The sequence below is a fragment of the Streptomyces aurantiacus genome (genome assembly GCF_001418335.1).
In the GTDB taxonomy this organism is placed as follows: Bacteria; Actinomycetota; Actinomycetes; order Streptomycetales; family Streptomycetaceae; genus Streptomyces; species Streptomyces aurantiacus.
The window spans coordinates 1-20,596 of sequence record NZ_LIPP01000313.1 but is presented as its reverse complement, the minus strand read 5'-3'; the positions used below and the strand labels follow the sequence as shown (position 1 = coordinate 20,596).

The window sequence follows — 20,596 nt, the reverse complement described above, 5'->3', positions numbered from 1 at the left end:
TGTGACTGCGTCAAGCCCGCGCAGCCCCACCGCGGGCTTGACGCAGTCACATTCCACAAGTACCTAGAAACCAGGACCCCACCCCCACCGGAGGTGACCATGACGGCGACAGCCCGACATGAGACACGAGCCCTCCTCCGCGCACACCTGTCCGCCGCCTCCGGGCACCCCCACCGGACAAGGCACTGTCCGATCTGCCACCGGCTCCTGCGACTGGCCTCGGAAGGGGGCCCGGAGGACCTGGAGGCCGCGGCGGAGGACAGCGGTCCCTCCCCGGCGTGAGCGACCGCCGGCACACCAACTGCCCCCGGCCCACCCTTAGATGCGCCGAACCCTTTAGCGCAGGTACACCACGCGTCACAAGGACCAGGACATGTGACGGGTGTCACCGCATAAGTTTTCAAACCTGCGGAATTTACCCCTCACTCACAACTGGACAATTTAATATGTGCAATTGCACTCCACCCCGGGGCGACTCACAGCTGATCCGACAACCTCTCCCAGACTGCGACAAGGCCGCTCACAGACCGACCGTGTAGGGGCACACGGCCCGCGACCAGCGCACAAAAAAGATCGCGCTGGACTCGGCGGAGTCCAGCGCGATCTACGACGCACCCACGTTGCTTGTGGTTCCTGCTCGGGCGTGGACCCCGTTGGGGCGGGATCCGCGTCGCTTGGAGCTTGGGTCAGGGCTTGCCGACAAGTTGGGGGAACTGCCGAAATACCCTGCTATGCAGTTGTTGTTCAGGCTTCGCTGCGCTGCTGCGGAATGCCCGCGAGCAGAGCGCGGACCTCGGCTTCGCGGTAACGGCGATGCCCTCCAAGCGTGCGGATCGATGTGAGCTTGCCGGCCTTCGCCCACCGCGTGACCGTCTTAGGGTCCACGCGGAACATCGTGGCGACCTCAGCCGGGGTCAGCAGCGGCTCGGCATCAGGGGTGCGAGCGGTCATGAGCGGCCTCCTCGGGAGAACCGAACCATCTCGGTTCTTTCCTCTAAATTCTGCACCTTGACCCGCGTTGCCCGAAATGGCGGATGCGGGTCGAGTCGGTTATAGGACGAACGGCTTGTCCTCGGCACTACAACTACACCATCCGTCCAGCCGCGTCGGCCAAACCGATGGAATTGCCCTCCCAGGTGTTCATCAGCGACGGAAGCCGATGGACCATGCCATAGCGGACAGTCACGCCGCTGTGACGATCAGTCACAGGACGATCAGGAGTCACGAGACCTGCCACGAGACCCCCCATAGCGCGCAATGCTGAGATTCCACCCATACGTGAGCAGATGGAGTCCTCCCCGGACTCCTTGTCCTATTTTGGCATGAGGAGGGGCGTTAGACGCAAGGTCCGCGTTAGTGCTGTCCGTCACGCTTGCCCTGTACGACCCGGATCGGGCCTTACGTCCTGTCCCGTACCGGTGACAGACAGGAACGGTCAGGGACGGCCCGCGCCGAAAGGGCAGTCCCACGGCCTCAGTTCGCCGAACGACGGTCCCGGACGGACCGCCACCGTTCGACCAGCCGACCGTACGCCTCCCCCGCACCGGGCCCGTCGCCCGTGCGCAGCGCCTCGATGCCCTCGGCGACATCCGCGGCGGAGTGGTCGCCGTCGAGCTCCCCGGCGGGCAGGACGTGTACGAGGCCGCCGTAGTCCAGCTCCACCAGCGAGCGCGGATGGAACTCCTCCAGCCAGCGCCCCACGTCCAGCAGGCCGTCGATGAGCGGCCCCTCGTCGAGGGTGTCCCGCAGCGTCCGCAGGCCCCGCGCCACCCGCCGCCGCGCCTGCACCATCGGCGTGCGGTAGCGGAGCACGGGCGCGTCCTCGCCGGCCCGCGCACCGCCCTCGGACCCGGCGCCCTTGTCGTACTCGCGCTCCTCGTCCGAGACGAGCACGAACCAGTTCAGCGGGACCTGCCAGGTCGAGGTGCGGATCCAGGGCCGGGCGTCGGGGTTGCGGGCCAGCCAGCGCTCGTAGTCCTGGGCGGCCTGACGGCGTACGAGCTCCGGCAGTGCCGCGTCCAGGACGGGCGCCGGCAGCTGCTCCGCCAGGTCGTCGAGCGCCTCCCAGCCGCGCAGCCGGGTCCGCCAGGGGCACACGCACAGCACGCCGTCCACGTCCGCGACGAACGCGTCGCCGCTCTCGTGCACCGGCACCGGGACCGGCGGCACGGGCAGCAGGTCGGCCAGCGAACGGCGGAGTTCGTCCTGGTACGAGGGACGGTCGGGGCGGCGCGCGTAGCGGGCCCAGTGGCCGCGCTCCGGCTCCGGGAAGGCCGCCAGCGGTTCGTACACCCGGAGATAGGACGCATACGGGACGATCAGAGAGGACACCTTGGGCACGCTTGCTCCCTCCCCAGCCGACCCGGTGGAAAACCGCTGAACACCCCGGCGGCCGCGTACGAGTACGACTTCCGCTACGGCTTCCGCGTACGGGCGGACGGGAAACCACGGCAAATCCTCCCACTGCCCCCTGCGACCGTACTCCGGGAGAGGGTGATCCTGACCACTGCGCCGATGGCGGTCCCGTACAGGCTCTAATCTCGTGCCACGCGGACCCCCGCCACCCGCACGAGGGCCGCTCCGACCCGCCGCTATGTACCTGGGAGTCACCACCGTGACCGACGTGACCGGCAGCCCTGACGACGTACTGCACACCCTGTTCCGGTCGGATCAGGGCGGCCATGAGCAAGTAGTGCTCTGTCAGGACCGAGCCACCGGCCTCAAGGCCGTCATCGCCATCCACTCGACCGCCCTGGGCCCGGCCCTCGGCGGCACCCGCTTCTACCCGTACGCGAGCGAGGCGGCGGCGGTCACCGACGCGCTGAACCTCTCCCGCGGGATGTCGTACAAGAACGCCATGGCCGGGCTCGACCACGGTGGCGGCAAGGCCGTGATCATCGGCGACCCCGAGCAGATCAAGACCGAGGACCTGCTGCTCGCGTACGGCCGGTGCGTGGCCTCGCTCGGCGGGCGGTACGTGACCGCCTGCGACGTCGGCACCTACGTGGCCGACATGGACGTCGTGGCGCGCGAGTGCCGCTGGACGACCGGGCGTTCCCCCGAGAACGGCGGTGCGGGCGACTCGTCCGTCCTGACGGCCTTCGGCGTCTTCCAGGGCATGCGGGCCTCCGCCCAGCACCTGTGGGGCGACCCGACGCTGCGCGGCCGCACGGTCGGCGTCGCGGGCGTCGGCAAGGTCGGGCACCACCTGGTGGAGCATCTGCTGGAGGACGGCGCCCAGGTCGTGATCACGGACGTACGCCAGGACGCCGTGTGGCGCATCGCCGACAAGAACCCCGCCGTGGGAGTCGTCGCGGACACCGAGCGGCTGATCCGGATCGAGGGGCTCGACATCTACGCCCCGTGCGCGCTCGGCGGCGCCCTGAACGACGAATCGGTGGCCGAGCTGACCGCCAGGATCGTCTGCGGCGCGGCCAACAACCAGCTGGAGCACGCGGGTGTGGAGAAGGACCTCTCCGACCGCGGAATCCTCTACGCGCCGGACTACGTGGTGAACGCGGGCGGTGTCATCCAGGTCGCCGACGAACTGCACGGCTTCGACTTCGAGCGGTGCCGGACGAAGGCCGCGAAGATCTTCGACACCACGCTTGCCATATTCGCTCGTGCTAAGGAGGACGGGATTCCGCCGGCCGCCGCGGCCGACCGGATCGCCGAGCACCGCATGGCGGAGGCCCGCCGTCCCTGACGTTCGGAACCCGATCGGAGACTGTCCACAGGCCGCCCGAAGGCCGTCCGGAAGGGCCCCCGGGGTACCCGTCGGCGGGTGGGGGAGAGAACTCTCACGTTCGTCGGCGGGTCGCTCTCCGAGAAGAGGTTAAAATCGCGGTTGACCAGCGGGGAAAGGGCACCTCGCGGGTTCTGGGCACAGGCACGTCCTGCGGGCGACGTACCGGATGGGCGTGGGCTCAGGTACCGTGGAAGCCCTACGGACCGGTCTCTCCGCGGAGAGACCGTTCCCGATCATGAACGCGTGTCAAGACTCTGGGGCCGTCGAGCCCCGTATCCGAGGGGGTCGAGCCATGGGGCGCGGCCGGGCAAAGGCCAAGCAGACGAAGGTCGCCCGCCAGCTGAAGTACAGCAGCGGCGGGACTGATCTCTCGCGTCTGGCCAATGAGCTGGGCGCTTCGACTTCGCAACAGCCGCCGAATGGCGAGCCGTTCGAGGACGACGACGAGGAAAAAGACGACCCGTACGCCCAGTACGCGGATCTTTATAACGATGACGAGGACCAGGACGACGAGTCCGGTCCCACGTCTCAACGCCGCGGCGCTTGACGCATCTGTTGCGCTTGTCGTTTTAGCTGCGCTTCACCCGGTCCGGAGCGGGTTCGCCGGACCGGGTTTCGCGCGTCTCGCTCCGCGGGAGAGCAGGGATCACGCTGCCTGTCGTGGGGACGGGTGCGGGTTCGTTGTGGCTGGTCGCGCAGTTCCCCGTGCCTCTAAGGGCGCGGGGCATAGTCGTTGATCAGGGCCGCGCCCGTTTCGTGGGTGCCTCGGTCGGTGATCTCGCCTGCGATCCAGGCCTCTACGCCGCGGTCGGCGAGCGTGGCGAGTGCCGCGTCCGCGGAATCCTCCGGGACGATCGCGATCATGCCCACGCCCATGTTCAGCGTCTTCTCCAGTTCCAGTCGCTCGACCCGGCCGGTGGTGCCGACGAGGTCGAAGACGGGGGCCGGCGTCCAGGTGGCGCGGTCGACGATCGCGTGCAGCCCGTCCGGGATCACCCGGGCCAGGTTGGCCGCGAGTCCGCCGCCCGTGACGTGCGAGTACGCGTGCACGTCGACCGTTCGGGTCAGCGCCAGGCAGTCCAGCGAGTAGATCTTGGTGGGCTCCAGGAGTTCCTCGCCGAGCGTGCGGCCGAACTCCGCGACGTGCTGGTCCAGCTTCAGCTCCGCCCGGTCGAACAGGACGTGCCGGACGAGCGAGTACCCGTTCGAGTGAAGGCCGGAGGACGCCATGGCGATCACCGCGTCACCCGTACGGATACGATCCGCGCCCAGGAGCCGGTCGGCCTCCACGACGCCCGTACCGGCGCCGGCGACGTCGAAGTCGTCCGGGCCCAGCAGACCGGGGTGTTCGGCCGTCTCGCCGCCCACCAGGGCGCAGCCCGCGAGGACACAGCCCTCGGCGATGCCCTTCACGATGGCGGCCACGCGCTCCGGGTGGACCTTGCCGACGCAGATGTAGTCGGTCATGAAGAGCGGTTCGGCGCCGCACACCACGATGTCGTCCATGACCATCGCGACCAGATCGTGGCCGATGGTGTCGTACACGCCGAGCTGCCGGGCGAGGTCGACCTTCGTGCCCACGCCGTCCGTGGCGGAGGCGAGCAGCGGGCGCTCGTACCGCTTGAGGGCGGAGGCGTCGAAGAGGCCGGCGAAGCCGCCCAGGCCACCGAGGCCCGCGACTTCGGCGCGCTGCGTCTTCTTCACCCACTCCTTCATCAGCTCGACCGCACGGTCGCCCGCTTCGATGTCGACGCCCGCTGCTGCGTAGCTGGCACCAGTTGTCTCAGACATGAGGGTGAGAACTTTCGTGTCGTACAGCGGTGTCGCTGCGATGTTGCCGCGGAGGTGACCGAGCCGTCCTACGGGCGACGGATCGCGTCGGCCGCGGCCGTGGCCGCGGGACCCGCGGCCAGCTCGGTCTCCAGGAGCTGCTTGCCGAGCAGTTCGGGGTCCGGGAGGTCCATCGGGTACTCGCCGTCGAAGCAGGCACGGCACAGGTTCGGCTTGTCGATGGTGGTGGCCTCGATCATGCCGTCGATGGAGATGTACGAGAGGGAGTCGGCGCCCAGCGAGGTGCCGATCTCGTCGACGCTCATGCCGTTGGCGATCAGCTCGGCGCGGGTCGCGAAATCTATGCCGAAGAAGCAGGGCCACTTCACGGGCGGCGAGGAGATCCGGATGTGGATCTCGGCCGCGCCCGCTTCGCGGAGCATCCGCACCAGTGCGCGCTGGGTGTTGCCGCGCACGATCGAGTCGTCGACCACGACCAGGCGCTTGCCCTTGATGACTTCCTTGAGGGGATTCAGCTTCAGCCTGATGCCCAGCTGGCGGATGGTCTGTGAAGGCTGGATGAAGGTCCGGCCGACGTACGCGTTCTTCACGAGACCGGCACCGAACGGGATGCCGGACGCTTCCGCGTAGCCGATCGCGGCGGGTGTGCCGGACTCCGGGGTCGCTATGACCAGATCGGCCTCGGCCGGAGCTTCCTTCGCGAGCCGGCGGCCCATCTCGACGCGGGAGAGGTACACGTTCCGGCCGGCGATGTCGGTGTCCGGGCGGGCCAGATACACGTACTCGAAGACGCAGCCCTTGGGCTTCGCTTCCGCGAATCGGGAGGTTCGCAGTCCGTTCTCGTCGATGGCGACGAACTCGCCCGGCTCGATCTCACGGACGTAGGCCGCGCCGCAGATGTCGAGGGCGGCGGACTCGGAGGCGACGACCCAGCCGCGCTCCAGGCGGCCGAGGACCAGCGGGCGGATGCCCTGCGGGTCACGGGCGGCGTAGAGGGTGCCCTCGTCCATGTAGACGAGCGAGAAGGCGCCCTTGACCTGGGGCAGGATCTTGGCGGAGGCCTCTTCCACGGTCAGCGGCTTGCCGTCGTCGTCGACCTGGGCGGCCAGCAGGGCCGTCAGCAGGTCGGTGTCGTTGGTCGCCGCCACACGCGGGGTGCGGCCCTCCTGCCTGGGGAGGTCGGCGACCATTCCGGCGAGCTCCGCCGTGTTGACGAGGTTGCCGTTGTGGCCGAGCGCGATCGTCCCGTGCCCGGTGGCACGGAAGGTCGGCTGGGCGTTCTCCCAGGTGGAGGCGCCGGTGGTCGAGTAGCGGGCGTGACCGACCGCGATATGACCGAGCAAGGAGCCGAGGGATGCCTCGTCGAAGACCTGGGACACGAGGCCCATGTCCCTGAAGACGAGGACCTTGGAGCCGTTGCTGACCGCGATTCCCGCGGATTCCTGGCCTCGATGCTGGAGGGCGTAGAGCCCGAAGTAAGTGAGCTTGGCGACCTCTTCACCGGGAGCCCAGACTCCGAAGACGCCGCAAGCGTCCTGGGGTCCTTTCTCGCCGGGGAGCAGATCATGACTGAGTCGACCGTCACCACGTGGCACGCCACCGAGTGTAGGCGAGATCGACCACTGGTCCGAATTGGGGAAGTGCCCGAGCGGCGTGGGCGGGGGCCGCCCGCCGGGGGTCACTTCCCGGCGACGGCTTCGAGGCCGGCTCCGTTTTCGCTGGTCAGCGTGAGGTTGCTGCCCTTCAGCTGGTACTTCACCGTGCCGTCGAAGAGCTTCAGCAGGGACCGCTCGGTGTCCATGAGTGAATCGGAGCACATCTTGCGGGTGGTGCCCGCGGTGCCGAGAGTGATAGTGCCGTCGCCGACCGTGGCCTTCGCCGTCACCCGGTTGCAGCCGAGCTGCCCGCTGACGGTGCCCTTCTCGTCGAAGGTGAGGTGGGCCCTGCCCTCGGCCTCGGGGGACAGGGCTACGGCTGAGCCGCCCTTGGCGTCGCCCCGCACCGTGGCCGTGACGTTCCATTTCGTGCCGTACAGCTCGGCCGGTTTCTCGGCGGTGAGGTTCACGGTGGTTCCGTCCCCGGTGGTGAGCGTCAGCTTGTCGCCGTCGACCTCGGCCTTGATCGTGCTGTCGGAGACGGCCGCGCCGAGCCGCGACTCGAAGTCCATCGTCCCCTTGGTCGTACAGGCCATCTTGGTCTTCACGGTGTCGTCACCGACCGTGATGGTGTCGCCCTTGATGGTGGCGCTCGCCCCGAAGTGGTTGCAGCCGTAGTTGCCGCCGACCTTGCCGTTCTTGGCGAACTCGATGTACGCGCCGGCCGGGGCGTCGTGTTTCGTGCCGTCGGCGGTCACGCTCTGCACGTTCCACTGCTTGCCGATGATCTCGGCTGCCGCCTGTCGGGTACCGACGGAACTGGACACGGAACCGGAATCGGAACCGGGGTCCTTGCCGCTGTCGCCGCTGTCCGTGCCGCAGGCTGCCGTGGCGAGGAGTCCGGTGACCGCCAGGACGCTGAGGGCGCTGAGGTTGAGACGTTGCGTGTGCATGCCGCTTTGACGGGGCGGGTGGGGTGCTTGGTTCCCTCACCCGGCCATCCGGGTCAGCGCATGAGCATCCGGGTCAGCGCATGAGGGGGAGCAGCCCGCCCAGGTCGGCGCGCTCTCCGCTCGCGCTGACCAACGCGTCGTCGAGGGCCGCCTGCCACCGCGTACGCCCGGTCGCGAGCCTGATCCAGGTCAGCGGGTCCGTCTCGACGACGTTGGGCGGTGTGCCGCGGGTGTGCCGCGGGCCCGCCACGCACTGCACGACCGCGTACGGCGGTACGCGTACCTCGGTGGAGGCGCCGGGCGCCTGCGCGGCGAGCGCGTCGGCGAGCAGGCGGGTGCAGGTGGCGAGGGCGTGGCGGTCGTACGGCACGTCAAGGCCCGGCACTGCCGCGTTCAGGTCGTCGGTGTGGACAACCAGCTCCACCGTACGGGTGACGAGGTAGTCGGCCAAGGTCATCGTGCCCACGCGCGTGACCAGCAGCCGGCCGTCCGCTGCGGCCGGCAGGCGTTCGGTGAAGCGGACCCGGGTGCGCTCGTACAGCGCGTCGAGGTCCGGCTCGGCGGCGGCGAGCGTCCGTACGTCGCCGTCGACCTCGCCGGCCCGCGGGGCGGTGGTGGCCGGCCAGTCGAGCAGGGCGAGCGCGGGCCCGGCGGGCTCGTCCCCGTCCAGACCGCGGCTCACGGCCTCCAGCGCCATGGTGAGGTGCGCGGCCAGCTCCCGTACGGTCCAGTCCCCGAGCCCGGCGGGACCGGCGAGCTGCTCGGGGGTCAGGTCACGTACCGCCGCCTGTACGTTCCCGAACTGGGCGAGGACCGCCGCGCGGGTTTTCGCGGGGTCGTAGGCACGGGTGCGCTTCCTGGCCGGGGGCATGCGGGGAGTTTATGCGGTGCGCCGGGCACGGGTTCGATGTCGGCTGCGGCGCCGTGGGGGCTGGTCGCGCAGTTCCCCGCGCCCCTGAAAAGCGGGTCGGTGGGGGCGGTCGTGTCGTGCAGGTCCCCGCGCCCCCAAAGGACGAAAGCCGGGGCGCAGCCCCGCTTTCAGGGGCGCGGGGAACTGCGCGCTCAGCCACAGACCACGCGCGCCCGACACACCGCCCCAACCCCTCAAGGGGCGCGGGGAACTGCGCGACCGGCCCCCACCGGCCCGCGGACGAAGCGCGACCCCACCCGTCACCCAGGCGGAGCCTTACGCGAGCAGCGCCGGGATCGTGTCCTCGTGTGCCGTGCGCAGCTCGGACAGGGTGAGCGTGAACTCGCCCTGCACCTCGACCACCGCGTCCGAAGCGGACCCGTCGACGACACCGATGCGGGTGGCCGGCAGGCCGCGCGCGCCGCACATGTCGTTGAAGCGGAGCTCCTCGGAGCGCGGAATCGCGACGACGGCGCGGCCCGCGGACTCGGAGAACAGGAAGGTGAACGCGTCGAGTTCGTCGGGTACGACGAGCCGGGCGCCCTTGTCGCCGAGCAGGGCCGACTCGACCACGGCCTGGATCAGACCGCCGTCGGACAGGTCGTGCGCGGAGTCGATCATGCCGTCGCGGGAGGCGGAGATCAGGATCTCGCCGAGGAGGCGTTCGCGCTCCAGGTCGACCTGCGGGGGCAGCCCGCCGAGGTGGTCGTGGACGACCTGCGACCAGGCCGACCCGCCGAACTCCTCGCGGGTGTCGCCCAGGAGGTAGAGGAGCTGGCCCTCTTCCCGGTAGGCGACCGGGGTGCGGCGGGCGACGTCGTCGATGACGCCGAGGACCGCGACCACGGGCGTGGGGTGGATGGCCGCCTCACCCGTCTGGTTGTAGAGCGAGACGTTGCCGCCGGTCACCGGGGTGCCCAACTGCAGGCAGCCGTCGGCAAGGCCGCGGATGGCCTCCGCGAACTGCCACATGACGGCCGGGTCCTCGGGCGAACCGAAGTTCAGGCAGTCGGAGACGGCGAGCGGCTTGGCGCCGGTCGTCGCGACGTTCCGGTACGCCTCGGCCAGCGCCAACTGGGCGCCGTGGTACGGGTCCAGCTTGGTGTAGCGGCCGTTGCCGTCGGTGGCGATGGCGACGCCGAGGCCTGACTCCTCGTCGATGCGGATCATGCCCGAGTCCTCGGGCTGCGCCAGCACCGTGTTGCCCTGCACGAAGTGGTCGTACTGGGAGGTGATCCAGGACTTGGAGGCCTGGTTCGGTGAGGAGACCAGCCGGAGGACCTGGCTCTTCAGCTCCTCCGGCGTCGTCGGCCTGGGCAGCTTGTTGGCGTCGTCCGCCTGGAGGGCGTCCTGCCAGTGCGGGCGGGCGTACGGGCGCTCGTAGACCGGGCCGTCGTGAGCGACGGTGCGCGGGTCGACGTCGACGATCTTGCCGCCGTGCCAGAAGATTTCGAGGCGGTCGCCGTCGGTGACCTCACCGATGACCGTGGCGATGACGTCCCACTTGTCGCAGATCTCCAGGAACCGGTCGACCTTCGACGGTTCGACGACCGCGCACATGCGTTCCTGCGACTCGCTCATGAGGATTTCCTCGGGCGAGAGCGTGGAGTCGCGCAGCGGTACGTCGTCCAGCGTGACGCGCATGCCGCCGGAGCCGTTGGACGCCAGCTCGCTGGTGGCGCAGGACAGTCCGGCCGCGCCGAGGTCCTGGATGCCGACTACCAGCTTCTCGGCGAAGGCCTCCAGGGTGCACTCGATGAGGAGCTTCTCCTGGAAGGGGTCGCCGACCTGGACGGCGGGACGCTTCGACGGCTTGGCGTCGTCGAAGGTCTCGGAGGCCAGGATCGAGGCGCCGCCGATGCCGTCGCCGCCCGTGCGGGCCCCGTACAGGATGACCTTGTTGCCCGGCCCCGACGCCTTCGCGAGGTGGATGTCCTCGTGCCGCATGACGCCGATGGCACCCGCGTTGACCAGCGGGTTGCCCTGGTAGCAGGCGTCGAAGACGACCTCGCCGCCGATGTTGGGCAGGCCGAGGCAGTTGCCGTAGCCGCCGATGCCCGCGACGACACCGGGCAGTACGCGCTTGGTGTCGGGGTGATCGGCCGCGCCGAAGCGCAGCGGGTCCACGACGGCGACCGGGCGGGCGCCCATCGCGATGATGTCGCGCACGATGCCGCCGACTCCGGTGGCCGCGCCCTGGTAGGGCTCGACGTAGGAGGGGTGGTTGTGCGACTCGACCTTGAAGGTGACCGCGTAGCCCTGGCCGACGTCCACGACGCCGGCGTTCTCACCGATGCCGACGAGGAGGGCGTCCGACTGGGGCGCCTTCTCGCCGAACTGGCGCAGGTGCACCTTGGAGGACTTGTACGAGCAGTGCTCGGACCACATGACGGAGTACATGGCGAGCTCGGCACCGGTGGGCCGGCGGCCGAGGATCTCCACGACCCGCTCGTACTCGTCCTTCTTCAGGCCCAGTTCGGCCCAGGGCAGCTCGACGTCGGGCGTCCCGGCCGCGTGCTCGACCGTGTCCAGGGGAGTCCGGCTCATGCGTTGACCAGCTTCTTGAGGATCGAGGTGAAGAAGGGGAGGCCGTCGGTGCGGCCGGACCCGACGAGGGGCTCGACGGCGTGCTCCGGGTGCGGCATCAGACCGACGACGTTGCCCGCCTCGTTCGTGATGCCGGCGATGTCCCGCAGCGAGCCGTTGGGGTTGCCGTAGCCGTCGGGGTTGACGTGGCCGTGGCCGTGGGAGGTGTCGCCGCCGACCACGTAACGGAAGACGACCCGGCCCTCCGCCTCCAGCATGTCGAGGGTGCGCTCGTCGGCGACGTACCGCCCGTCCATGTTCTTCAGCGGGATGTGGATCTCCTGGCCCGACTCGTAGTCGGCGGTCCAGGCGGTTTCCGCGTTCTCCACCTTCAGCTTCTGGTCACGGCAGATGAAGTGGAGGTGGTCGTTGCCGAGCATCCCGCCGGGGAGAAGGTGGGCCTCGGTGAGGATCTGGAAGCCGTTGCAGATGCCGAGCACCGGCATTCCCGACTTCGCCTGCTCAATCACGGTCCCCATCACCGGCGAGAAGCGCGAGATCGCGCCGGCGCGCAGATAGTCGCCGTACGAGAAACCACCCGGCAGGACAACGGCGTCGACCTGCTTGAGGTCCTTGTCCTTGTGCCAGAGTGCGACCGGTTCGGCACCGGCGAGCCTGATCGCGCGCCGGCTGTCCCGGTCGTCGAGGCTTCCCGGGAAAGTGACGACGCCAATACGAGCGGTCACTTTCCGGCCTCCGCGACTTCCTCGACCTTGACGGTGAAGTCCTCGATCACGGTGTTGGCGAGGAAGGATTCGGCGAGTTCATGGATGCGGGCGAGCGCGGTGTCGTCCACCGGTCCGTCCACTTCCAGTTCGAATCGCTTTCCCTGACGTACGTCGGAGATGCCTTCGAAACCGAGACGCGGCAGTGCACGCTGCACCGCCTGGCCCTGTGGGTCGAGGATCTCCGGCTTGAGCATGACGTCGACTACGACGCGTGCCACTGGCGCTCCCGGTGTGTGGTGCTGAGCAGGTTCCTTCAGACTACCCGTACAAAAATTCTACGCGGGTAGATTCGTAGGAATCTACGTGACGGCCATCACGATTCCGCATCGAGGACCTATCGTCGGCCTGGCTTCACGAAAAATCCTGGGAAAGATCCGGATCGAGACCGGGCTTCCTATTGCCCCGGAGACACGCCAAGAGATTCAGTCGAGCCTTCACATTGGATTGCCGGGCACGGTAAGGCACTGTACAAATGAATTGGCAATAGCCGATACTTTGCCCAATCACTCATAAAAGCAGTCGGACAGTCGGCATCTCGGCACGTCATCGTGCGTCGTCGAAGAGGTGCCGCACGAAGGGACCGATATTCGTGGCGCAGCGTGTCGTAGTCACTCTCTCCGACGACATCGACGGCTCGGAAGCGGCGGAAACGATCGCCTTCGGTCTGGACGGTAAGTCGTACGAAATCGACCTGAATCCGGCCAACGCGGAGAAGCTGCGCGGGGCTTTGGAGCCGTATGTGGAGGCCGGCCGCAAGCGGTCGCGCTCCGGAAAGGCGTACCGGCAGACAGCGGTGGCTCCCGACCCGGCGGCCGTGCGGGCGTGGGCGCAGTCCAACAAGTTGGAGGTGCCGGCGCGGGGGCGGATTCCGAAGCGGGTGTATGAGGCGTTCGCGGCGGCTCAGTGACGGGTCCCTCCGGGGATCGGGCGGGCGAGGACGGACCCGGGCGGGGTCGGTGCGTGGGCGGTCCCGCCGTGAGCCGGAGGTTGTTCGTGTGCTGCGGGCCGGTGGGAACTGGTCGCGCAGTTCCCCGCGCCCCTGAAAGATGGGTCGGTCGGTGCGTGGGCCGGTCCGTCGGGAGGCGGGCCGTGGGGGTTGAGCGCGCAGTTCCCCGCGCCCCTTGAAGGCGCGCTGGTCGCGCAGCCCCCTGTAAGAGTGAGCCGGGGTGATCCGTGGGGCATCTGGCCCTGGGGGCAGTCGACTTGCGCTGTACCCCCCGCGATCAGCTAGAGTTCGGAGCACGCCGAGGGGCAAGGCCGAAAGGTCCGGCTCACGGAGTCACGCGGGTGTAGTTCAGTAGCAGAACATCCCCCTTCCAGGGGGAAGGCGCAGTGTGCAATTCCTGTCACCCGCTCTGCATCGCCGGTCTGATCGCTCTCTGGATCAGGTAGGCTGGTGTTCGCGCCGATCGGTGAAAGCCGGTCGGAGGCAATGCGGACGTAGCTCAGTTGGTAGAGCGCAACCTTGCCAAGGTTGAGGTCGCCAGTTCGAACCTGGTCGTCCGCTCCAGTAAGTAGCAACAGTGGTTTCAGTAGTGAGCAACGGCTCCGGTCACATGTGACTGGGGCCTTTCTCGTATGTACACCTGCCCTGGGCTCCCGGCTGTTCCCGGCCCCCTGACATTTGTCATGTACGGCAGTGACAGCGTGCACTGCCGTATCCCCTCGGCAGCCGAGACGCTTGAGTCATGAATACGAATGAGCCCGTGATCGAGGTCACCGACCTACGACGCGTCTACGCGGGAGGCTTCGAGGCGGTCCGCGGAGTCTCCTTCCAGGTCGGCCGCGGCGAACTCTTCGCACTCCTCGGAACCAACGGCGCGGGCAAAACCTCCACCGTCGAACTCATCGAGGGCCTCGCGCCCCCGGCCGGCGGCCGCGTACGCGTCCTCGGCCACGACCCGTACAGCGAACGCTCCGCGGTGCGCCCGCGCATCGGCCTCATGCTCCAAGAGGGCGGCTTCCCGTCCGAGCTGACCGTCTCCGAGACGGTACGGATGTGGGCCGGCTGCACGAGCGGAGCCCGGCCGGAGAGCGAGGCCCTGTCGCTGGTCGGCCTCACCCGCAGGGCCGGCGTACGGGTGAAGCAGCTGTCCGGTGGAGAGAAGCGGCGCCTGGACCTGGCACTCGCGCTCCTCGGACGGCCCGAGGTGCTCTTCCTGGACGAGCCGACCACCGGCCTCGACGCCGAAGGGCGCCAGGAGACCTGGGAGTTGGTGCGCGAACTGCGGGCCACGGGCACGACCGTGCTGCTCACCACCCACTACCTGGAGGAGGCGGAGGGGCTCGCCGACCGGCTCGCGATCCTGCACGCCGGGCGGATCGCGGTCTCCGGCACCCCGGCGGAGGTGACCGCCTCCCAGCCGTCGCGGATCTCCTTCGAACTGCCCACCGGATACTTCCCCGGCGACCTGCCGCCCCTCGACTCCCTCGGCGTCACCGGGCACGAGGTCGTCGGGCGGGTGCTCCGGCTGCGTACGAACGAACTGCAGCGGGCCGCCACCGGGCTGCTGACGTGGGCCGAGCGGACCGGCGTCGAGCTGCGGGGGCTCGATGTGCGGTCGGGGTCGCTGGAGGAGGCGTTCCTGCGCATCGCGCGTGACGTGTCCGAGCAGGAGGCTCAGGAGACACAGGGGGCTCGGAAGATACAGGCCGGGCAGGCGCGGGGCTCGGCGAGTGCCGGGACCTCGGAGAAGGAGCATGTGGCATGAGCGCCGGGACCGGAACCGAGACCGGGACAAGTACCGCAGCCGCACCCGTGGGGGCGACGGTGACCGCGGTCGGGCGCATGACCTCCCTCGCCCGGGCCGAACTCACCCTGCTCGCACGCAGCAGGGCCACCTTCTTCGCGGCGGTGTTCGTGCCGCTGGTCCTGCCGCTCAGCCTCCGCTCGACAGTCGAGGACATGGACCTGAAGGAGGCCGGTCTCTCGATCGGCTCGGTCATCCTGCCCTCCGCCGTCGGCTTCTCCCTGCTCTTCGCCGTCTACAGCGCGCTGGTGAGCGTGTACGCCGCCCGTCGCGAGGAGCTCGTCCTCAAGCGGCTGCGCACCGGGGAGCTGCGGGACGCCGAGATCCTGACGGGCGCCGCCGTCCCATCGGTCCTCATCGGCCTGGTGCAGTGCCTGGTCCTGACGGTCGCCTGCGCGGCACTCATGGACGTGGGTACGCCCCAGGCGCCTCTCCTCGCCGTGGTCGGGCTGGTCGTGGGGCTCGTGATGTGGCCCGCGCTGGCGGCGGTGACCGCGAGTTTCAGCAGGAGTGTGGAGGGCGCCCAGGTCGCGGCGATGCCACTCCTGCTCGTGTCGATGCTCGCCTCCGGCACCGTCGTGCCCTTCGAGGTCATGCCCGACCGGGTCGCCACCGTCTGTGAGCTGCTGCCGCTGTCCCCGGTGATCACGCTGATACGCGGTGGCTGGACCGGGAGCCTCTCCGGTTACGAGGCCCTGGGTGCCGTGGCGACGGCGCTGGCCTGGACCGTGCTCGCGGTGTTTGCTGTACGGAAGTGGTTCCGCTGGGAGCCGAGGCGCTGACCGGGACCGGGACCGGGACCGGAACCGGAACCGGAACCGGGACGACGGGGGCAGGGACAGGAACCGGCACAAGGACCGGCACAGGGACCGGCACAGGCGAGTACGGGAACCGAGCACGGGAACCGAGCACGGGGACAGGGACGGTCGGCGATGGGAAGCGGGAGTTCGGGAATGCGCAGGCCTGGTCTCTGGTGGCGGGGTAAGAGCACGCCGGCGAAGGTCGAGACGTACACCCGTTGGTCCTTCCACTTCTTCTCGGTGGTGGAGGTCACCGCGTTCGGGCTGCCGACGTTCGGGCTCGTGAAGGCGGAGTTCGCCGTCTGGCTGTTCCTGGCGGTGGGCGGGCACGCCCTGCTGTGCGCGGTGACCGCGTCCCGGGCGCTCGACTGGACGCGCGGCACCCGTGACCAGCCCGTACGCCTGCTCGTCGGACTCGGCGTGGTCTCCGGGCTGCTCGCGACCGCCGCGATCGGCATCGCGGAGCACGGACCCGGCGGCGAGGACACCGAGAACGCGACGAGCTCACTCTTCATCGGCGTACTGGTCTTCGGGGCCGGCACCATCGCGCTCGGGGTCCGTAACCGTCGGCGCGTGCCCGCCATCGTGTTCGGCTCCGCCGTGGGCGCAGGAGTCGTGGCGTTCTCCCTGGGCTCCGCCGGGCCGGCCTCACTGGGCATGGCGCTCGCGGTGTTGCTCGCCGGTGGCTTCTCCGCCTTCACCTCCCTCTTCTCCGTATGGCTGCTCGCCGCCGTGTACGAGCTCGACGCGGCCCGCGAGACCCGTACCCGCCTCGCCGTCGCCGAGGAGCGGCTCCGCTTCGGGCGCGACCTGCACGACGTGATGGGCCGCAACCTCGCGGTGATCGCCCTGAAGAGCGAGCTCGCCGTGCAACTCGCCCGCCGCGAACGCCCCGAGGCCGTGGAACAGATGATCGAGGTGCAGCGGATCGCCCACGAGTCGCAGCGCGAGGTCCGCGAGGTCGTACGCGGCTACCGCGAGGCCGACCTCGGCGTGGAACTCTCCGGCGCACAGGGCGTCCTGACCGCCGCCGGCGTCGACTGCACGGTGACCGGTTCCGCGGCGGGGCTGCCCCCTGCGGTCCAGTCGGCGCTGGGGTGGGTCGTACGGGAGGCCACCACGAACGTGCTGCGGCACGGGGACGCCCGGCGGTGCCATGTGTCGCTGGAACCGAAGGGCAACCATGTGGTCCTCACCGTCGAGAACGACGGCGTCGATAACGACGGCGTCGGGGACGACGGAGTGAGGCGGGTGGCGGGGGATCCGTCCGGTGTCTCCCCGCCGGAACGGGGGCAGAAGCCGGGCGGCGGAACCGGTCTCGCCGGGCTGCGGGAGCGGCTGGCCGCGGTGGCCGGGACGCTGGAGGCGGGGCCCGTCGACGGCGACCTGTTCCGGGTCGTGGCCGAGGTGCCACTGCCTCCGGCCTCCTCTTCGTCCAACTTGTTGTCGTCGTCCTCGTCGTCCTCGTCGTCCTCGTCGTCCTCGTCGTCGTCCTCGTCGTCGTCCGTTCCGCGTTCAGTGAGTGAAGAGGTCACCCCATGACGTCCGTACGCCCCATCCGGCTGCTGCTCGCCGACGACGAGCACCTCATCCGGGGGGCACTCGCCGCGCTGCTGGGCCTTGAGGACGACCTGCTCGTGGTGGCCGAGGCGGCCGGCGGGCCCGAGGCGCTGGCGATGGCCCGGGCGCACGAACCCGACGTGGCCGTACTGGACCTTCAGATGCCCGGCGCCGACGGTGTGAGGGTGGCCACATCGCTGAGGACCGAACTGCCCGCCTGCCGGGTGCTGATCGTGACGAGCCATGGACGCCCCGGGCATCTCAAGCGGGCGCTGACGGCGGGTGTGCGCGGGTTCGTACCGAAGACCGTCAGCGCCCAACAGCTCGCGGAGATCATCCGTACCGTGCACGCCGGGAACCGTTATGTCGACCCCGAGTTGGCCGCCGACGCGATCTCCGCCGGGGACTCGCCGCTGACCGCGCGCGAGGCCGAGGTCCTTGAGCTGGCCGCCGACGGGGCGCCCGTCACGGAGATCGCGGAGCGGGCCGCGCTGTCACAGGGGACGGTACGGAACTATCTGTCGTCCGCCGTGTCCAAGCTCGGAGCCGAGAACCGGCACTCGGCGGTGCGTCTCGCACGGGAGCGAGGTTGGGTATAGTTGCTCTCGCGCCACGGTGAGAGCCACGGCGCGGCGCGGACGTAGCTCAGTTGGTAGAGCGCAACCTTGCCAAGGTTGAGGTCGCCAGTTCGAACCTGGTCGTCCGCTCAGAGTAAGAGTTAAGAGTAAGCAGGTCAGGAAGTCAGGAAGCCCCCGGTCATCGCGACCGGGGGCTTCTTTGCGCCATGCGCCTTGCACCTTGTGCCTTGTGCCTTGCGCCCGCTGTGAGTGTGGCCGGCGCTCAGGTCCAGGCGGTGCCCGTCAGACGCTCGTACGCCTCCACGTACTTGGCGCGCGTCGCGTCCACGACCCGCTGGGGCAGGGCCGGCGGCGGCTGCTCACTCTTCCGGTCCCAGCCGGACTCGGCGGAGGTCAGCCAGTCGCGTACGTACTGCTTGTCGAACGAGGGCTGCGCGCGGCCCGGCTCCCACTGGTCGGCGGGCCAGAAGCGGGACGAGTCCGGGGTCAGCACCTCGTCGGCGACGACCAGGGTCTCGCCGTCGAAGCCGAACTCGAACTTCGTGTCCGCGAGGATGATCCCCCGGTCACGCGCGATGTCACGGCCGCGGCCGTAGACGGCGAGCGTCGCCTGCCGCAGCTGGGCCGCGGTGTCCGCGCCGACCTGGCGGGCGACCTCCTCGTACGAGACGTTCTCGTCGTGCTCGCCGACGGCGGCCTTGGTGGCCGGGGTGAAGATCGGTCCTGGCAGCTCCGAGCCGTCGGTCAGGCCCTCGGGGAGGGCGAGGCCGCAGACGGTACGGGTCTCGTTGTACTCGACGAGGCCGGAACCGGTGAGGTAGCCGCGGGCCACGCACTCCACCGGGACCATCCGCAGCGACTTGCAGATCAGGGTGCGGCCCTGCCACTCGGCGGGCGCGCCGGGCGGCGGTTCGGTGCCCAGGACGTGGTTCGGCAGCAGGTCGGCGATCTGGTCGAACCACCAGAGCGACAGCTGCGTCAGGACGCTGCCCTTGTCGGGGATCTCCGTGGGCAGCACCCAGTCGAACGCTGAGATGCGGTCGCTGGCGACCATCACGAGGTCGCCCGCCTCGTTCTGGTACAGGTCGCGCACCTTGCCGGTGTGCAGGTGCACCAGGCCCGGAACCTCAAGAGGCTCGGGCTTTTCGACGAATCCGGACACGGTTCCTCCGCGTGGTTCTGACTGAATGGCTCGATTCTCCCGTATGGGAGGTCCGGGCTCGGCCAGGGGGCGGCCACGGGACGGCCAGGTGTCGGCCATGGGCCGGGGTGGTGTCTCGGCGGGCGGCCTCAGTCGCGTTTGCAGATGCGGTCCAGGAGGTTGGCCGTGGCGCGCTGGACGCGGGGGTCGACGTGGCCCGGGCGGTCCAGGGCCGGTGACCAGGCGAAGGTGCCGGCCGCGAAGACGAGGGCGCCCGAGTGCGCGCGGTACAGGGACGTCTCCTGATGGCGGAGCGCTCCTTCCGTGTCCCGGTACGGGGAGTGGGAGAGGAGGATGCGGCCCTGGTGCTCGGGGAGCGCGGCGCGGGGGAAGTAGCGGTCGGCCTCGCCCGCGACCAGGCCCTCCAACTCGTCGCCCTCGTGGGCACCGGTCGCCTCCCACAGCCAGTGGTCGGCGTTGCGGACGACGAGGGGGCGGGCCTCGGGGACCCGGCCCGCGTACTGGATGCCCAGGACCTCCTGCTCCGGGCGGTCGGCCTCGCGCCACAGCGCGGATCTTCCGGGTCCGCGGCGCTTGCGGCAGGTGAGCAGCCGGTTGGGGACGCCGGACGGCGAGGGCGCCAGCTCGACCTGCCAGTACATGGTGTTGGCCGAGAGGAAGACGAGAGAGGTGCCCTGCTCGCGGGCGACGTCCACGGCACGGCGCATGGACGTCGACCAGTACTCGTCGTGCCCCGGGAAGACCAGGCCGCGGTAGCGCGTGGGGTCGATGCGCCCGGCGTGCAGATCGCGGGCGTCGGCGTACGCGAGGTCGTAGCCGTAGCGCTCGGCCCAGCGGATGAAGTCGTAGGCGTGGCCCACGTGCAGGGGCAGGCCCGGGCCCGCGTACGGGCGGTCGAACGAGACCGTCGTCGCGGCGTCGGCCTCGCCGAGCAGCCGGCCGTTCTCGTCCCACGCGTGGTGGAGGCTCGCGCCCGTGCGGCCGTCCTCCGGGTAGAGGTTGTAGGCCTGCCAGGTGATGTCCGGCAGGAGGAGCAGCAGGTCGGCGGGGTGGTCGTCGCGGACCGTGAAGGGGATGTGGGACCGGTGGCCGTCGTCGGTGGTGAGGACGGCGACGTACGCGCCGATGTTCCAGTACGACGGGACCCGCAGCCGCCACGAGAGCCACCAGTGGTGGCAGGAGACCGTACGGTCCGCGGTGAGCGGGGCCGGCTGGACGATGCCGGAGAGGCGCGGGCTGGTGGTGATCCTGCCGGCGCCGTCACCTCCGTAGTGGCCTATGCGGTAGATGTCGACGCCGAACCGCTGGGGCGGGTCCACCGTGATGTGGAAGTCGATGGCTTCGCCGGGGGTGACCGCGCCGGTGGAGGCGAAGCCCTTGATCTGACGGTGGACGTCGTCGGCCGAGCGGGGGCCTCCGGCGGTTGGGCGGGGAG

19 protein-coding genes and 3 tRNA genes are annotated in these 20,596 nt (G+C 69.6%); 11 read left to right on the top strand and 11 right to left on the bottom strand.

Features of this window, described 5'->3' with window-relative positions:
- Window positions 1-99: 99 nt before the first annotated feature.
- A complete protein-coding gene (locus AOK01_RS45610) occupies window positions 100-282 on the top strand; it encodes a DUF6274 family protein (protein WP_079103948.1) in 183 nt (60 codons plus the stop codon).
- Window positions 283-744: 462 nt separating this feature from the next.
- Here AOK01_RS45610 and bldC read toward each other — a convergent pair whose 3' ends face one another.
- Both bldC and AOK01_RS32705 read right to left on the bottom strand, forming a co-directional pair.
- The gene (gene bldC, locus AOK01_RS32710) at window positions 745-951 is read right to left on the bottom strand and encodes a developmental transcriptional regulator BldC (RefSeq protein ID WP_003949541.1); all 207 of its coding nucleotides are present in this window, start codon (window positions 949-951) and stop codon (window positions 745-747) included.
- 522 nt (window positions 952-1,473) lie between these two features.
- Window positions 1,474-2,340 carry a DUF8083 family protein gene (locus tag AOK01_RS32705; RefSeq protein ID WP_055518106.1) on the bottom strand — a complete coding sequence of 289 codons (867 nt, stop codon included), beginning with the start codon at window positions 2,338-2,340 and terminating at the stop codon, window positions 1,474-1,476.
- A gap of 274 nt (window positions 2,341-2,614) precedes the next feature.
- Between AOK01_RS32705 and AOK01_RS32700 the strand changes: the two genes are divergently transcribed.
- A complete protein-coding gene (locus tag AOK01_RS32700; protein ID WP_055518108.1) occupies window positions 2,615-3,706 on the top strand; it encodes a Leu/Phe/Val dehydrogenase in 1,092 nt (363 codons plus the stop codon).
- Window positions 3,707-4,040: 334 nt separating this feature from the next.
- Window positions 4,041-4,295, top strand: a complete 255-nt coding sequence (locus AOK01_RS32695; protein ID WP_055518104.1) for a DUF3073 domain-containing protein — start codon at window positions 4,041-4,043, stop codon at window positions 4,293-4,295.
- Window positions 4,296-4,459: 164 nt separating this feature from the next.
- Here AOK01_RS32695 and purM read toward each other — a convergent pair whose 3' ends face one another.
- The 7 genes from purM to purS form a co-directional block, all read right to left on the bottom strand.
- Window positions 4,460-5,539: a phosphoribosylformylglycinamidine cyclo-ligase gene (gene purM / locus AOK01_RS32690; protein ID WP_055518100.1), complete on the bottom strand. Its 1,080-nt coding sequence runs from the start codon at window positions 5,537-5,539 to the stop codon at window positions 4,460-4,462.
- Between the two features lie 68 nt (window positions 5,540-5,607).
- Window positions 5,608-7,134: an amidophosphoribosyltransferase gene (gene purF / locus AOK01_RS32685; protein WP_055518098.1), complete on the bottom strand. Its 1,527-nt coding sequence runs from the start codon at window positions 7,132-7,134 to the stop codon at window positions 5,608-5,610.
- 83 nt (window positions 7,135-7,217) lie between these two features.
- A complete protein-coding gene (locus AOK01_RS32680) occupies window positions 7,218-8,087 on the bottom strand; it encodes an META domain-containing protein (protein WP_055518097.1) in 870 nt (289 codons plus the stop codon).
- Window positions 8,088-8,160: 73 nt separating this feature from the next.
- On the bottom strand, window positions 8,161-8,958 hold the full coding sequence (locus AOK01_RS32675; protein WP_055518095.1) for a maleylpyruvate isomerase family mycothiol-dependent enzyme: 798 nt from the start codon (window positions 8,956-8,958) through the stop codon (window positions 8,161-8,163).
- A gap of 315 nt (window positions 8,959-9,273) precedes the next feature.
- Entirely contained in the window at window positions 9,274-11,544 is a 2,271-nt protein-coding gene (purL, locus tag AOK01_RS32670) for a phosphoribosylformylglycinamidine synthase subunit PurL (RefSeq protein ID WP_055518093.1), read from the bottom strand.
- Window positions 11,541-12,269, bottom strand: a complete 729-nt coding sequence (purQ, locus tag AOK01_RS32665) for a phosphoribosylformylglycinamidine synthase subunit PurQ (RefSeq protein WP_055518091.1) — start codon at window positions 12,267-12,269, stop codon at window positions 11,541-11,543. The genes purL and purQ overlap by 4 nt, the downstream gene beginning before the upstream one ends.
- A complete protein-coding gene (purS, locus tag AOK01_RS32660) occupies window positions 12,266-12,529 on the bottom strand; it encodes a phosphoribosylformylglycinamidine synthase subunit PurS (protein ID WP_055518089.1) in 264 nt (87 codons plus the stop codon). The genes purQ and purS overlap by 4 nt, the downstream gene beginning before the upstream one ends.
- A gap of 371 nt (window positions 12,530-12,900) precedes the next feature.
- On the opposite strand from purS, the gene AOK01_RS32655 reads away from it, so the two are divergent.
- The 8 genes from AOK01_RS32655 to AOK01_RS32620 all read left to right on the top strand — a co-directional run bounded on the left by AOK01_RS32655 (window position 12,901) and on the right by AOK01_RS32620 (window position 18,128).
- The gene (locus tag AOK01_RS32655; protein WP_055518087.1) at window positions 12,901-13,218 is read left to right on the top strand and encodes a histone-like nucleoid-structuring protein Lsr2; all 318 of its coding nucleotides are present in this window, start codon (window positions 12,901-12,903) and stop codon (window positions 13,216-13,218) included.
- Between the two features lie 376 nt (window positions 13,219-13,594).
- Window positions 13,595-13,666: transfer RNA gene (locus tag AOK01_RS32650), tRNA-Gly, on the top strand.
- A 79-nt stretch (window positions 13,667-13,745) separates the two neighbouring features.
- Window positions 13,746-13,821, top strand: a tRNA-Gly gene (locus AOK01_RS32645).
- A 178-nt stretch (window positions 13,822-13,999) separates the two neighbouring features.
- Window positions 14,000-15,022 carry an ABC transporter ATP-binding protein gene (locus AOK01_RS32640; protein WP_079103947.1) on the top strand — a complete coding sequence of 341 codons (1,023 nt, stop codon included), beginning with the start codon at window positions 14,000-14,002 and terminating at the stop codon, window positions 15,020-15,022.
- Window positions 15,019-15,843, top strand: a complete 825-nt coding sequence (locus AOK01_RS32635; RefSeq protein WP_055518083.1) for an ABC transporter permease — start codon at window positions 15,019-15,021, stop codon at window positions 15,841-15,843. The genes AOK01_RS32640 and AOK01_RS32635 overlap by 4 nt, the downstream gene beginning before the upstream one ends.
- 171 nt (window positions 15,844-16,014) lie before the next feature.
- Window positions 16,015-17,403, top strand: a complete 1,389-nt coding sequence (locus tag AOK01_RS32630; RefSeq protein ID WP_055518081.1) for a sensor histidine kinase — start codon at window positions 16,015-16,017, stop codon at window positions 17,401-17,403.
- Window positions 17,400-18,020 carry a response regulator transcription factor gene (locus tag AOK01_RS32625; RefSeq protein ID WP_055518080.1) on the top strand — a complete coding sequence of 207 codons (621 nt, stop codon included), beginning with the start codon at window positions 17,400-17,402 and terminating at the stop codon, window positions 18,018-18,020. The genes AOK01_RS32630 and AOK01_RS32625 overlap by 4 nt, the downstream gene beginning before the upstream one ends.
- A gap of 35 nt (window positions 18,021-18,055) precedes the next feature.
- Window positions 18,056-18,128: transfer RNA gene (locus AOK01_RS32620), tRNA-Gly, on the top strand.
- Window positions 18,129-18,261: 133 nt separating this feature from the next.
- Here AOK01_RS32620 and AOK01_RS32615 read toward each other — a convergent pair.
- Together AOK01_RS32615 and AOK01_RS32610 are read right to left on the bottom strand one after the other, a co-directional pair.
- A complete protein-coding gene (locus AOK01_RS32615) occupies window positions 18,262-19,161 on the bottom strand; it encodes a phosphoribosylaminoimidazolesuccinocarboxamide synthase (protein ID WP_055518078.1) in 900 nt (299 codons plus the stop codon).
- 128 nt (window positions 19,162-19,289) lie between these two features.
- A partial coding sequence (locus AOK01_RS32610; RefSeq protein WP_055518076.1) for a N,N-dimethylformamidase beta subunit family domain-containing protein occupies window positions 19,290-20,596 on the bottom strand: 1,307 nt, incomplete at its 5' end.